The organism is Mycolicibacter sinensis, from assembly GCF_001673565.1.
Taxonomy (GTDB): Bacteria; Actinomycetota; Actinomycetes; order Mycobacteriales; family Mycobacteriaceae; genus Mycobacterium; species Mycobacterium sinense_C.
This window is the reverse complement of sequence record NZ_LZMF01000017.1, coordinates 14,401-28,583: the sequence shown is the minus strand read 5'-3', so window position 1 is coordinate 28,583 and position 14,183 is coordinate 14,401. Positions and strand designations below refer to the sequence as shown.

Below are 14,183 nucleotides of genomic sequence, written 5' to 3'. Positions count from 1 at the left end.
TTCAGAATTCCTGAACATGGAGGTGGTGTGACCGGACCGTTGGAGTGCGGCGTTGCGATCCGCGCGGCCCGCCAGGGGCGCGGGCTGACCGTCCGGGAGCTGGCGCAGCGTTTGGGGGCGAGCGCGGCGACGGTGAGTGCCGTCGAAAACGGTAAGACCGGAATCACAGTGACTCGGCTGCAGCAGTACGCGCAGGCATTGGGCGTGACGGCCGCCCAGCTCGTGGAGGGCAATATCGAAGTGCCGGCGACTAGCTCGGAGAATTTGGCGGCGAATTCGGGGATCCCACACGGCGACTGGCGAACGTTTCCACCGCTGGCACTGGACGGTGTGCTGACCGCGGCGATCGACGCTTTCGTCGAAACCGGCTATCACGGCAGCACGATGCGGGATCTGGCGGCACGCGCCGGGATGAGCGTTCCGGGCATCTACCACCACTACCCGGATAAGCAGACGCTGCTGGTGGCGATCCTGGACCTGACCATGACCGAACTGCACTGGCGCGTCGACGCGGCCCGTGCCGGGGCGCCAACCGGCATCCAAGAGCTGCGGCGCATCGTCGAAGCGCTGGCACTGTTCCACACTCACCGGCAAAAGCTGGCGTTCATCGGAGCCAGCGAGATGCGCAGCCTGACCCCGGTGAATCGGCAGCGCATCGCCAACTCCCGCAACCAGCTCCAGCACACCCTGGATGCCGCCATAGACCGCGCATCGCGCGAAGGGGACGTCGTTGTCGCAGACCGCCGCATCGCCGGCCGCGCCATCGCGACGATGTGCACCTCGCTGCCGCAGTGGTTCAACGCCGCCGGTCCGGCAACACCGGAGGCAACCGCCCGCATCTACGCCGACTTCGCGGTATCGCTGCTCACCGAGTAACAATGTGAGCCGTGTCGACGACGTGGCAGTTCTGGATCGACCGGGGCGGCACCTTCACCGATATCGTCGCCCGGCGCCCCGATGGGCGACTGGTCACCCACAAGCTCCTTTCGGAGAACCCGGCCCAGTACCGCGACGCCGCAGTGGCCGGAATCCGCGCCCTGCTGCAGATTCCCGACGCCGCGCCCATCCCGGACGTCACCATCGACGCGGTGCGGATGGGCACGACGGTGGCCACCAACGCCCTATTGGAGCGCGCCGGGGAACGCACCCTGCTGGTCATCACCCGCGGCTTCGGCGACGCGCTTGCCATCGCCTACCAGAACCGGCCCCGCATCTTCGACCGGCACATCGTGCTGCCCGAGCAGCTATACGAACGCGTCATCGAGGTCGATGAACGTATCGGCGCCGACGGCAGCGTCCTGCGCGCACCGGACCTGGAAACCCTGGGTACCCAGCTGCGCGCGGCGCACGCCGACGGGATTCGTGCGCTGGCGGTGGTGTGCCTGCACAGTTACCGGAATCCCGCGCACGAGCGGGCGATCGGCGCGCTGGCGCAGCAACTGGGCTTCACCCAGGTCTCGCTGTCGGGTGAAGTCAGTCCGCTGCCGAAGCTGATTCCGCGCGGCGACACCGCGGTCGTCGACGCCTACCTGTCGCCGGTGTTGCGCCGCTACGTCGCGCAGGTCGCCGAGCAGCTGCACGGGGTGCGCCTTGAGTTCATGCAGTCCAACGGAGGCCTGGCCGCTGCCGATCACTTCCGCGGCAAGGACGCGATCCTGTCCGGCCCGGCAGGCGGAATCGTCGGCATGGTGCGGATGTCGGCGCTGGCCGGATTCGACTCGGTGATCGGGTTCGACATGGGCGGAACCTCCACCGACGTCTCGCATTACAGCGCGGATTCCGGCGGTTACGAGCGGGTGTTCACCACCGAAGTCGCCGGAGTGCGGCTGCGGGCTCCGATGCTGCACATCCACACCGTCGCCGCCGGCGGCGGATCGATCCTGCACTTCGACGGCAGCCGGTTCCGAGTCGGGCCGGAGTCTGCGGGCGCCGATCCGGGCCCGGCCTGTTACCGGCGCGGCGGACCGCTGACCGTCACCGACGCCAACGTGATGCTCGGACGCATCCAACCGGCGCACTTTCCGGCGGTGTTCGGCCTCAACGGCGACCAGCCGCTGGATGCCGCGGCGGTGCGACGGGGCTTCACCGCCCTGGCCGGCGAAATCCTCAGCGCTACCAGCGATGCGCGCAGCCCAGAACAGGTCGCCGAAGGGTTCTTGCGCATCGCGGTGGCGAACATGGCCAACGCGGTCAAGAAGATCTCGGTGGCCAAGGGCCGCGACATCACCCGCTACGCCCTGACCACCTTCGGCGGAGCCGGCGGACAGCACGCGTGCGCGGTCGCCGACGAACTCGGCATCCGCACGGTGCTGGTACCGCCGATGGCCGGTGTGCTCTCCGCACTGGGCATCGGGTTGGCAGACACCACCGTGATCCGTGAGCGGGCGACAGAGACCCGGCTGGACGCCGACGGCCTCGCTGGCGTCGCCGACGACCTGGAACAGCAGGCCCGCGCCGACCTTGCCGCCCAAGGTGTTTCGGCCGACCGGATACGGGTGACACGTCGGGTCCACCTGCGCTACCAGGGCACCGACACCTCGATCCCGGTCGAACTCGGCAGCCTCGAGCAGATGACCGCGGCGTTCGAAAGCACCCACCGCGGCGTGTACTCGTTCCTGATGACGCGCCCGCTGATCGCCGAAGCGGTCGCGGTCGAGGCGACCGGCCTGACCGAACAACCCGACCTGGCCCTGCACGTGGCATCCGGCACCGCGCCGGACTCAGCCGAACTCGTCCGGCTCTACACCGGCGGACGCTGGCGGGACGCGCCGCTGCACCGGCGAGAGCAGATCACCTCCGCCGACGTGGTGTCCGGGCCGGCCATCATCGCCGAGGACAACGCCACCACCGTCGTCGACGACGGCTGGCAGGCCGGCCTGACCGCCGACGGACAGCTGATCCTGCGGCGAATCGCCGCGACGGTGGCGGACCGGGCCGGGACCGACGCCGATCCGGTGCTGCTGGAGATCTTCAACAATCTGTTCATGGCCATCGCCGAACAGATGGGCGCTCGACTGGAAGCCACCGCTCAATCGGTGAATATCCGGGAACGGCTGGACTTCTCGTGCGCACTGTTCGACGCCGACGGCAACCTGGTCGCCAACGCACCGCACATCCCGGTGCACCTGGGATCGATGGGCGCCACCGTCAAGGAGGTGATCGCTCGGCGGGCCGGCCAGATGCGGCCCGGGCAGGTCTACGCGGTCAACGACCCGTACCACGGCGGAACCCACCTGCCCGACATCACGGTCGTCACCCCGGTCTACCCGGCCTCGGCCAACGCCGGCGACCCGGTGCTGTTCTTCGTGGCATCCCGCGGTCACCACGCCGAGATCGGCGGAACCACACCGGGTTCCATGCCCGCCGACAGCCGGACCCTCGACGAGGAAGGCGTGCTGTTCGATAACTGGCTGCTGGTCGAGGACGGGCAGTTCCGCGAAGCGCAGACCCGAGCGTTGCTCACCGGCGGGCGGTTCCCCTCTCGCAGCCCTGGCACCAACCTCGCCGACCTGCGCGCACAGATCGCCGCCAATCAAAAGGGCATCGACGAGATCCACGCCATGATCGACGATTTCGGGCTGGACGTGGTGCGGGCCTACATGCGTCACGTCCAGGACAACGCCGAGGAGGCGGTGCGCCGGGTCATCGATTCCCTCGACGATGGGCACTACCGCTACGTGATGGACTCCGGTGCGACGATCGCCGTCCGGGTGACTGTCGACAAGGCCGCCCGCAGTGCCACCGTCGACTTCGACGGAACCTCGGCACAGTTGGCAACGAACTTCAACGCGCCGTCATCGGTGGCCACCGCCGCGGTGCTCTATGTGTTCCGCACTTTGGTGGTCGACGACATCCCGATCAACGACGGCTGTCTGCGTCCGCTGCGCATCACGGTCCCCGACGCAACGATGCTGGCACCGCGATATCCAGCCGCGGTGGTGGCCGGCAACGTCGAAACCTCCCAGGCGATCACCGGGGCGCTGCTGGCCGCGCTGGGGGTGCAGGCGGAGGGGTCCGGGACGATGAACAACGTCACGTTCGGCAATGCCGGCCACCAGTACTACGAGACGCTCGGTTCCGGGTCCGGCGCCGGTGACGGGTTCGACGGCGCCGCCGTGGTGCAGACCCATATGACCAACTCGCGGCTCACCGACCCGGAAGTGCTGGAGATGCGTTTCCCGGTGTTGTTGCGTGAGTTCGCGATCCGGCACGGTAGCGGTGGTGCCGGCCGCTGGCACGGCGGCGACGGCGGCGTGCGGCGGATCGAGTTCGGCGAGCCCATGACGGTCAGTGTGCTGTCCGGACATCGAACCGTCGCGCCGTACGGCATGGCCGGGGGATCCCCCGGGGCGATCGGGCACAACCGGGTGGAGCGCGCCGACGGCACCGTCACCGAACTGGCCGGCTGCGACTCCACCGACGTGGCGCCCGGCGACATTCTGGTGATCGAGACTCCCGGCGGCGGCGGGTATGGCGAACCGCGCTGAACAGCGTTAATCTCACGCGATGCGCGACCAGTGGAGCCGACGCGGCTTCTTCGGGCTCTGCGGTACGGCCGGGGCCGCAGCGCTGTTGGCGGCCTGCTCATCCAAGATCCCCGATGACGCCGGCGCCCCGGGGCCGGTGACCATCACCCACCTGTTCGGCGAGACCACCGTGCCCGAACCACCCCAGCGGGTGGTCTGTGCGGGCTACACCGGGCAGGACGACCTGCTGGCGCTGGGTGTCGTACCGGTCGCCGTCACCGCCTGGTTCGGCGACCAGCCCTTCGCGGTGTGGCCCTGGGCGCAGCCGCGCCTGGGTGACGCCAAACCCGCGGTGCTCAACTTGGACAACGGAATTGACGTCGATCAGATCGCCGAGCTCAAGCCGGATCTGATCATCGCGACGAACGCCGGGGTGGACGCCGACACCTATCAGAAGCTGTCGGCGATCGCGCCGACCGTGCCGCAGTCGGGCGGCGACGCATTCTTCGAGCCGTGGAAGACCCAGGCCAACACGATCGGCACAGCGGTACATCAGGGCGCCCAGATGCGGTCGCTCATCGACGGCGTCGACGCGAAGTTCGCCGACGTCGCCGCCGCGCACCCCGGCTTCAAGGACAAGAAGGTGCTGTTGCTGGCGGGCCGCCTCGAGAGCGGCAACCTCACCGCCAGCACCGGGTGGCGCACCGAGTTCCTCTCCCGGATGGGACTGACCGTCGCCGATACGCCGGCGGTCATCGAACATGACCGGCGCGCGGCCACCCTCGCCGCCGCCGACGTGCTGATCTGGACCACCGAGAACGACGATGAACGCCGGGCGCTGCTGGACGATCCCGACATCGCCGGGTGTGAATCGCGCAGCGTCTTCACCACCGGGGATCAGGCCGCCGCGATCGCCTTCGCCTCCCCGCTGAGCTACCCCCTGGTGGCCCAGCAGCTGCCGGGACCGATCGCCAAAATCCTCGGCTAGCGGCCCAACTCTGCGCATTTGGTAAGACCGCTCTGGCATAGCCCGCAAAATTGTGGCCTGGATCACTTTGCGTGACTACGGTCAGAGTCATGAGTACGACGTTGGATTTCAGGGCAGCCGACACCATCCTCGACTACGGCGACTGCGCACTGCTGTTGCAGTTCGACCGCACCGCCGAGGTACTGGCATGGACCTCGGCCCTGAGCGCCGCGGCGCTGCCCGGGGTGGTCGACATCGTGCCGGCGTCGCACACCGTGCTGGTGAGGCTGGCCGCGCCCGGCTATCGGACCGATATCCGGCGCCGGCTGGCCAAGCTGACCGTCGAATCCGGCGAGATCGAGCCCACGCCACCCGACGCCGCCGTCGACGTGACGATCGATGTGGTCTACGACGGCCCCGATCTCGCCGAGGTGGCCGAACGCACCGGCTTGACCGTTCCCCAGGTGATCAACGCTCACACCGCAACACCCTGGCGGGTGGGATTCGGCGGCTCCACCCCCGGATTCGCCTACTTGATCGGCGGCGACCCGCGACTGCAGGTACCGCGCCGCGCCGAACTTCGGGACGCCGTTCCGGCCGGCTCGGTGGCGCTCGCCGGCCAGTTCAGCGGCATCTACCCGCGCCAGTGGCCGGGCGGCTGGCAGTTGATCGGCCGCACCGACGCGGTGCTGTGGGATCTGGAACGGCCCGGCCCGGCACTGCTCACACCGGGCCTGACCGTGCAATTCCGGGCCGCCTGAGAGCCGCGGGACTCGCGAACGAGAGGTTGCGATGACCACGTTGGAGATACTGCGCACCGGGCCGCTGGCCTTGGTCGAGGACCTTGGCCGCCCCGGGTTGGGCCACCTGGGCGTCACCCGGTCCGGGGCCGCCGACCGCCGCTCGCACCAGCTGGCCAACCGTTTGCTGGCCAATCCCGACGACCGGGCCACCATCGAGGTGGCGTTCGGCGGCTTTTCCGCCCGCGTCCACGGCGGCGACGTCGACATCGCGGTCACCGGCGCCGACACCGACCCCGAAGTCAATGGAATCTCATTCGGCACCAACAGCATTCAGCGCGCCCACGATGGCCAGGTGATCTCGCTGGGCTCGCCCCGCTCGGGTCTGCGGACCTACCTTGCGGTGCGCGGCGGGATCGAGGTCACCCCCGTGCTGGGCTCGCGCAGCTACGACGTGATGGCCGCCATCGGACCGGCGCCGTTGCGCGACGGCGACGTGCTGCAGATCGGCGAACCGACCGGCGAGTACCCCGAGGTCGACCAGGCGCCGGTGGCAACCATCCCCGGCGACGTCGTCGAGCTGCGGGTGACCCCGGGGCCACGCGACGACTGGTTCATCGACCCCGACATCATGGTGCGCACCAACTGGCTGGTCTCCAACCACAGCGACCGGGCCGGGATGCGACTGGTCGGGATGCCGCTGGAATACCGGTGGCCGGAGCGGCAGTTGCCCGCCGAAGGCGCCGACCGCGGCGCCATCCAGGTACTGCCCAACGGATTCCCGATCATCCTGGGCCCGGATCACCCGGTGACCGGCGCCTACCCGGTGGTCGGGGTGGTAGTCGAGGACGACATCGACACCCTGGCGCAGGTCCGGCCCGGCCAGACCGTGCGGATGCACTGGTCGCGGCCCCGTCAGCACCCGTCCGCCCACTCGGGCTGGTAGGCCGGCGGGTGCTTCGCAAGGTCCGCACCGCCCGCCTGATCCACACCTCCGATCTGGACGACGAGACCCGCCGCGGCGCTCATCAGCTGGTCATCGAGGCCTATGGGGACGCATTCTCCGACGCCGACTGGCAACACGCGCTCGGTGGCATGCACGCGCTGATCTGGCAACGCGGTGCCCTGATCGCCCACGGTGCGGTGATCCGGCGTCAGCTGCTCTACCGCGACCGGTCCCTGCGCTGCGGCTACGTCGAGGCCGTCGCCGTCCGGGAGGATCAGCGCGGGCGGGGGCTGGCCACCGCGGTGCTGGATGCCTGCGAGCAGGTGATCCGCGGCGCCTTCGAGCTGGGTGCGCTCAGTTCGGCCGAGATCAGCCGCCGGCTCTACACCGCCCGGGGCTGGTTGCCGTGGCGCGGCCCGACCTCGGTGCTGTCCCCGACCGGGCTGGTCCGCACCCCCGATGAGGACGGCACGGTATTCGTGATGCCGGTCGAGCTGGACTTGGATACCACCGCTGAGCTGGCCTGCGACTGGCGCGACGGCGACGTTTGGTAGCCCAACTCCTCAAGGCTGGCCAGCGCGATTCGGGTGCTCATCTCGTGCTTGGAAAGGGGCCGCAGATGGGCCCATCCCTCGATCACCAAGTTTGGACGCTGGTCTTGGCCGCTGAACTCCTCCAGGTAAGAACGAAGGGATTCACTTGTCGTGTGGTCGACGAGGGACACGCGCGAACTCAAGTTTAGGTGCACCGCCCGTGTGCCCTGCGGAAGCTGACCCAACTCCCGAATTACGTGGAACAGGTTGAAACACACCAGGGAACTATTCAGATACAGCTGGTAAACGCCGTCATCGAATTCCCGCTGCGACACCGGGTTGCGAAAGAGACCGAGGAAGCGGCCGGCAAGATTCGGCTTGGCGGTTCCCGAGCCGTTGCGCACCGTGTGCCAAAGGCCCACCAACCACAGATTCAGTATCAATTCCGCGGCGACGCCGGCGAAAATACCGATGAGCAGGTCCGTCGTCACCGTCACGAACACAGTGATCGCGAAGACGACGAACTGTTCGGTCCCGACCCGTGCGGCATGGATCCAGACCGCGGGCTTACACAATTTGTAACCGATGAACACCAGGACGGCGGCCAGCACCGCCAACGGGACCAGGTTGATCAGGTCGGTGAACAGCAGCACGAACACCAGCAGGAAGCAGGCGTTATAAAAGTTGGCCCACTGGGTACGGCCGCCGCCCAAGATATTGGCCGTGCTCTTGACCATGCCGGGGATGATGGTCAAGCCACCGAGCGTGCTGGAGGCGATGTTAGACGCGCCCATGGCCAGCAGGGTCCGGTCCGGGTCGGAGCGGCGGCGAAAGGGATCGATCTTGTCCACGGCCGAGATCGTCGCCAGAGACTCGGTCCCGTCGATCAAGACCAGGGTGACCACCAGATAGACCAGCGGCAGCCATAGTTCGGGATGAGCGAACACCGTTCCGAACTGGGGCAGGACAACCCCATCCGTGAGCGAACCCGGGACGTTGATCAGGTAGTGCTCGTCCAGCTTCAGGATGAACACGCTGGCGAGCGTGCCGGCGAAGAACACCCAGACCGGAGGCGGCATGACCTTCAGCAACCGCCCGGAAACCGCCGTTAGCACGAAAAGCCCCGCCAGGCAACCGATCCCCAGGCCGAAGACCTGAGGGTTCATCGCCCCGACTTGGCGGGGCACTTCGCCCAGGATCGCCCAGAATTCGCGGCCCTCGAACGCCACGCCCATAAACAGCGGGATCTGCTTAGCGATGATCATCAGGCCAATCGCGCACAGCATGCCCTGAATCGCTGCGGCCGGGAAGATGGCGCTCAGGCGGGCCACCTTCAACCTGGCAAGGATCACCTGCACCACGCCCGCAATGACGATGGCAACCAGAACCAGGGGGTATCCCACCGCAAGCAAGTCGGCTTCCGAGGCGCCGTCGCCCAATTGGACCTGCCCCAGCATGATCATGCCGGCGAACAGGGCCGGTGCCAGTCCCGCCGCCGGGCCGCTGATGGTCACATACGAGCCGCCCAGAAACGGCAGGACGAAACCGGCGATGATCGCCGACACGATTCCACAGATCGGCGGCGCTCCCGAGGTGATCGCGATTCCCATCGAGAACGGCAGCGAGATCATGGCCACCGTGAAACCCGACCGCAGATCGTAGCGCCAGTGTTCGAGGCCGGCCAGGCCGTTGCGCGGCTTTTCAGTCGAAACGGTCAGGCTCTGTGACATGGGTCAGCTCTCTCGGCAGCGGCTTAAAGCGGTTGGCGCAAAGCACTGCCGGAACTCGTGCGGGTGAATCCAACTCCATGACGGGAGGACGGAGATAGGGGGCGGGACGGACCACCGTATGATAGTCGTTACAGCGGCGGGCGCTACTTAAACGCGGTTACCGTGAAATCTGCACGGCAAGTGTGAACTCCGAACGACCGGACGACACGACCGATTAACCCCGGCCCGCGCGACGGTATCTCGGCTATCAGCGTCGCCACCCGGGCAGGAACATCGGCGCTCCAGGACGCCGGGCTTAGGCACCAATGTCGCATTCCCAGAGAATTGGCAGCTGGGCTCACAGCAAACTGGCAGCTCCTATTGCTTCGCGATAGTCGGAATAGGGATTGCGGAATCCACCAACAGCACGTTTGACCTGCTGACCAGCACGTTGTAGCCCCCGGTCGGGCATTGGGGATGCCGGTGGCGATGACGGCGTTGATCTCGGGCCAGCAGGTCCAGGCGGTGCCGGGTCAGGTGCGTATCGTCGTCCGTGTCACGGTGGACAGCAGCGTGCAAACTCCTCCTTGGCGAGCCCCACCGACCCGATCTGCGCACTGGACTCCTCATTGGCGATAGCGTTCCAGATCACAGCGAAACGCTTGCGAGACAGCCGGTCTCGCGCCTCAGCTGTCGGCTCCGGGTACCTCATTCAGGTGCGACTTTGTGTCCAGGACGCCAGCCTTCCGTCTCGAACATGCCGCAGGCCAAAACGAGAAGCAGGACGCCACCGCGACCTCATCCGAGCCAAGCTTCTTCCGGTCGCGGCCCTCACAGCAAATGCGTACCCTGCACGGGAGCTGTCGGCCAGCCTCGAGAAGTAATCTGGCCCGCTGGATACTGACTCGGGAGACTCCATGCTGTTTGAGTTCTGGCACAACTTCACGCACAACCTCTTCAAACCACTGCTTCTCTTCTTCTACATGGGTTTCCTGATTCCCCTGCTGAAGATCCAGTTCGAGTTCCCGTACGTGCTGTATCAGGGTTTGACGCTGTACCTGCTGCTGGCGATCGGATGGCGCGGCGGTGAGGAGCTCGCCACCATCGACTCCTCGAACATCGCCCACGTCCTGGGCTTCATCGTGCTGGGGTTCTTCACCAACCTGATCATCGGATTCGTCGCCTATGGGCTGCTGACCCGGATGACGAAGATGCGACGAATCGACCGGGCCACCGTGGCCGGCTATTACGGCTCGGATTCAGCCGGCACCTTCGCCACCTGCCTGGGCGTACTGGCCGCGTTGGACATCGCATTCGACGCCTACATGCCGGTGATGCTGGCCGTCATGGAGATCCCGGGCTGCATGGTGGCGCTGCTGCTGGTGGCGCGGTTGCGGGAGCGCGGGATGGACCCGGTGGGCAACATGCCCGATGAGCCGGGCTACAACCCGAAAGCTCGCCTCGAACTGGTCACCGCCGCCCAGGCGCAGCAGCCCCAGACCCGGCATGAGCTCGAGGTCGAAGCGGAACTGGAGATCTCGCTGGAGAAGCGCGACCACCCAGATCCGGTCGAGGTGAACCCGAGGGTGGCGACTGCTCCGGTCAACGGAACGCTGCTGCGCGAAGTCCTGCTCAACCCGGGGCTGTACCTGCTCTTCGGCGGAATCCTCATCGGTTTCATCGGCCGGCTGCAAGGCGCCTCGGTCATCGAGGACGGCGACCACGTCTTCGTCACGGCGTTCCAGGGCATGCTGTGCCTGTTCCTGCTAGAGATGGGCATGACGGCATCCCGCAAACTCAAGGATCTGCGGAGCGCGGGACGCGGCTTGATCGCGTTCGGATTACTGGCCCCGAATCTCTTTGCCGTAGCCGGAATTTTCATCATCCACACTTACGCGCAAGTCACCGGGACACACTTCGAGACGGGCAGCTACGTACTGTTCGCCGTGCTCTGCGGCGCGGCGTCGTATATCGCTGTCCCTGCGGTGCAACGGATTGCGATCCCAGAGGCCAGTCCGACGGTGCCGCTCGCCGCATCGCTGGGTCTGACGTTCTCCTACAACGTGACGATCGGCATTCCGCTCTATCTCCAGATCACTCAGGCTGTCAACAGCTGGCTACCGGTCGGCTGACAACCCCGGCGAATTCGGCTGCGCCCACACGCAATAGGTGACGCGGCCCACACCGGCGAACCCCTCCAACGCTTTTACAGCTTCTACACCGCAAGCTGCCAGTTCGGGTCGGTATGTTCGCACGGCGGCCCCTCGCGACGAGTCAGCACGGCGACGGTGACCGGAGAGCACGAGGAGAGTTCAATGACGCCTACCCATCTCAGCGAATTCGACCCGGAGGACTGTGCGGCTTGGGAAAGCGGCAACAAGGCCGTCGCGCGACGCAATCTGATCTGGTCGACGGCGACCATGCACGTCGCCTTCTCGATCTGGTCGCTGTGGTCGGTGGTCGTGCTGTTCATGCCCGAGTCGGTCTACGGCATCAAGGCGGGTGACAAGCTGCTGCTCGCGGCGGTCGCCACCTTGGTCGGTGCGTGTGCGCGGATTCCCTACGTGGCGGCCACCGCCAAATTCGGTGGTCGCGACTGGGCGGTGTCCTCGTCGCTGATTCTGCTGATACCCACCGTCGGTACGCTGTTGCTGCTGGTCAACCCCGGTCAACCGCTGTGGATGTACCTGGTGTGTGCGGCCCTGACCGGACTCGGCGGCGGAAACTACGCAGCGTCGCTGGCCAACGTCGACGCGTTCTACCCGCAACGCCTCAAGGGCGTCGCGCTCGGGCTCTGCGGCGGTATCGGCAACCTCGGGGTGGCGGCCATCCAGCTGGTCGGACTGCTGGTTCTCTCCACCCTCGGCAACACCAAGCCCGAGCTGGTCTGCGGCGTCTACCTGGTGCTGCTCGCCCTGGTCGGAATCGGCGCCGCCCTGCGGATGGACAACCTCGACCACGGCGCGAAAGAGGTAGGCAGCATCCGATCGATCCTGTCGATCCCGGACAGCTGGGTCGTCTCGCTGTTGTATTGCGCCGCTTTCGGTTCCTTCATCGGCTTCGCGTTCGCCTTCGCCCAGGTGCTGCACGTCACATTCGAGGAAACCGGCCACAGCCCCGCCGAAGCCTCGCTGTACGCCGCGCGAATCGCCTTCCTGGGGCCGCTGTTGGGCGCCTTGTCGCGCATCTACGGGGGCCGGGTGGCGGACCGGCGCGGAGGCGGGCGGGTCACTTTCGTCGTCTTCGTCGGAATGATCGTGGCCGCCGCGATACTGGCTGTCACCAGCACGATCGACGACCGCACCCCGGGCACGGTGTCCTCGACCAGCGTCGTGCTCTACATCACCGGATTCATCGCGCTGTTCATCCTGGCCGGGATGGGCAACGGTTCGGTGCTCAAGATGATCCCGTCGATCTTCGAGGCCCGCAGCCGGTCGCTGGACTGCCCTGAAGGCGAGCGCCGCCACTGGGCGCGTTCGCATTCCGGCGCATTGATCGGGTTCGCCACCGCGGTCGGCGCGCTCGGCGGGGTCGCCATCAACCTGACGCTGCGGCAGGCCTGGGCCAGCACGGGCAGCGAGACACCCGCCTTCTGGATCTTCCTCGCGACGTATTGCGCCGCAGCGGCATTGACCTGGGTGATGTACGTGCGCCGCCCGCCGCGGATGCGGACCGGCACGAGCCCGCGGGCTCCGCGTGACACCCAGACGGTGTCGGTGTGACCGAAATCGCCGCCACACCGGGCAACCGGTTGGAAATCGGTCGGTAACACCGATGAAATCGACTGCCGCTAAACCTTATACATGAGCACCGTTCAGGCGGCCGGTCATCTCATCACGATTGAGGACGGCCGGGTCTTCGTGGACGGGATGATCAAGCCGGTGTCGCCTGCCGGCCTGGCCACCCTGCGGGTGCTGGCGCACCGACCGGGTGTCGTCGTGCCGCGCGAGGCGTTGCTGCGGGCATTGCCGGGGCGCGACAGCAGCACGCACGCGGTGGACACTGCGGTGCTTCGGCTGCGAACGGCATTGGGAGACAGTCAGATCGTCGCCACCGTGGTCAAGCGGGGGTACCGGCTCGCGGTCGACGATCAAGCGGGGGCCGCATGATTCCCATCCTGGTCGCACACGGCACTCGCCGGCCCGAAGGTGTCGTCATGATCGGCGAACTCGCCGAGCGGGTCGGCACATTGCTGGCGCAGCCGGTGCGGGTGGCGTTCGTCGATGTGCTGGGCCCCACCCCGACAGAGGTTCTTGCCGCTGAAGCCGATACCGGCCGCCCGGCCGTCGTCGTGCCGGCCTTCCTGGCCCGCGGCTATCACGTCCGGGTCGACGTACCCACCCATGTGCTGGCCAGCGGCCACCCTGACGTCACGATGACCCCGGCCCTGGGGCCGGACCGGCGCGTGGCCGCTGTGGTCGCCGGGCGGCTGGTCGAATCGGGCTGGCGGACAGGAGACTCGGTGGTCCTCGCGGCGGCCGGTTCGTCGGACCCGACGGCGCGGGCCGACCTCGACCGGGCCGCCCGGATGCTGTCCGGGATGCTGCGCGCGCACGTCGAGGTGGCGTTCGCCGCCACCGGCGCGCCTGGTGTTCCCGACGCGGTGGCCGCCTTGCGCAGTCGAGGCGCGAGGCGGGTGGCGGTCGCCTCGTACCTCTTGGCAGACGGGCTGTTTCAGCGGCGACTGCACGACGCGGGAGCGGATCTGGTCACCGAGCCACTGGGCGCCCACCCCGTCCTCGCCCGAGTCGTCGCCAACCGGTTCCTCACCGCACAGACCCGGCTTCCGTTGCGATCCGGATCCTTTGGCGGCGGCCGGTAA

General features: G+C 67.2%; 9 protein-coding genes and 2 pseudogenes. 10 read left to right on the top strand and 1 reads right to left on the bottom strand.

Annotated elements, in window-relative coordinates; all coding sequences use genetic code 11:
• Positions 1-27: 27 nt before the first annotated feature.
• From A5648_RS02710 to A5648_RS02685, 6 genes are all read left to right on the top strand, one after another.
• Positions 28-876: a TetR family transcriptional regulator gene (locus A5648_RS02710; RefSeq protein WP_065023075.1), complete on the top strand. Its 849-nt coding sequence runs from the start codon at positions 28-30 to the stop codon at positions 874-876.
• Between the two features lie 11 nt (positions 877-887).
• A complete protein-coding gene (locus A5648_RS02705; protein ID WP_065023074.1) occupies positions 888-4,487 on the top strand; it encodes a hydantoinase B/oxoprolinase family protein in 3,600 nt (1,199 codons plus the stop codon).
• 19 nt (positions 4,488-4,506) lie between these two features.
• The gene (locus A5648_RS02700; protein WP_065023073.1) at positions 4,507-5,454 is read left to right on the top strand and encodes an ABC transporter substrate-binding protein; all 948 of its coding nucleotides are present in this window, start codon (positions 4,507-4,509) and stop codon (positions 5,452-5,454) included.
• 89 nt (positions 5,455-5,543) lie between these two features.
• Positions 5,544-6,194: a 5-oxoprolinase subunit B family protein gene (locus tag A5648_RS02695; RefSeq protein WP_065023072.1), complete on the top strand. Its 651-nt coding sequence runs from the start codon at positions 5,544-5,546 to the stop codon at positions 6,192-6,194.
• 31 nt (positions 6,195-6,225) lie between these two features.
• Positions 6,226-7,119: a 5-oxoprolinase/urea amidolyase family protein gene (locus A5648_RS02690; protein ID WP_065023071.1), complete on the top strand. Its 894-nt coding sequence runs from the start codon at positions 6,226-6,228 to the stop codon at positions 7,117-7,119.
• 8 nt (positions 7,120-7,127) lie between these two features.
• A complete protein-coding gene (locus tag A5648_RS02685) occupies positions 7,128-7,673 on the top strand; it encodes a GNAT family N-acetyltransferase (RefSeq protein ID WP_065023070.1) in 546 nt (181 codons plus the stop codon).
• A 494-nt stretch (positions 7,674-8,167) separates the two neighbouring features.
• Here the strand turns inward: A5648_RS02685 and A5648_RS24295 are convergent.
• Positions 8,168-9,382, bottom strand: a pseudogene (locus A5648_RS24295) (SulP family inorganic anion transporter); the annotation flags it as partial.
• Between the two features lie 896 nt (positions 9,383-10,278).
• Here A5648_RS24295 and A5648_RS02680 point away from each other — a divergent pair.
• The 4 genes and pseudogenes from A5648_RS02680 (at position 10,279) to A5648_RS02665 (ending at position 14,183) form a co-directional block, all read left to right on the top strand.
• On the top strand, positions 10,279-11,493 hold the full coding sequence (locus tag A5648_RS02680; RefSeq protein ID WP_065023069.1) for a sodium-dependent bicarbonate transport family permease: 1,215 nt from the start codon (positions 10,279-10,281) through the stop codon (positions 11,491-11,493).
• Between the two features lie 183 nt (positions 11,494-11,676).
• The gene (locus A5648_RS02675) at positions 11,677-13,083 is read left to right on the top strand and encodes an MFS transporter (protein ID WP_065023068.1); all 1,407 of its coding nucleotides are present in this window, start codon (positions 11,677-11,679) and stop codon (positions 13,081-13,083) included.
• Between the two features lie 87 nt (positions 13,084-13,170).
• A pseudogene (locus A5648_RS02670) lies at positions 13,171-13,470 on the top strand (winged helix-turn-helix domain-containing protein); the annotation flags it as partial.
• The gene (locus tag A5648_RS02665; protein WP_065023066.1) at positions 13,467-14,183 is read left to right on the top strand and encodes a sirohydrochlorin chelatase; all 717 of its coding nucleotides are present in this window, start codon (positions 13,467-13,469) and stop codon (positions 14,181-14,183) included. The pseudogene A5648_RS02670 and the gene A5648_RS02665, both read left to right, overlap by 4 nt.

What these genes read in the sequence shown, in the direction of transcription:
- A5648_RS02665 (WP_065023066.1), top strand. Translation starts at nt 13,467, where the DNA reads ATGATTCCCATCCTGGTCGCACACGGCACTCGCCGGCCCGAAGGTGTC.
- A5648_RS02690 (WP_065023071.1), top strand. Translation starts at nt 6,226, where the DNA reads ATGACCACGTTGGAGATACTGCGCACCGGGCCGCTGGCCTTGGTCGAG.
- A5648_RS02675 (WP_065023068.1), top strand. Translation starts at nt 11,677, where the DNA reads ATGACGCCTACCCATCTCAGCGAATTCGACCCGGAGGACTGTGCGGCT.
- A5648_RS02700 (WP_065023073.1), top strand. Translation starts at nt 4,507, where the DNA reads ATGCGCGACCAGTGGAGCCGACGCGGCTTCTTCGGGCTCTGCGGTACG.
- A5648_RS02680 (WP_065023069.1), top strand. Translation starts at nt 10,279, where the DNA reads ATGCTGTTTGAGTTCTGGCACAACTTCACGCACAACCTCTTCAAACCA.
- A5648_RS02695 (WP_065023072.1), top strand. Translation starts at nt 5,544, where the DNA reads ATGAGTACGACGTTGGATTTCAGGGCAGCCGACACCATCCTCGACTAC.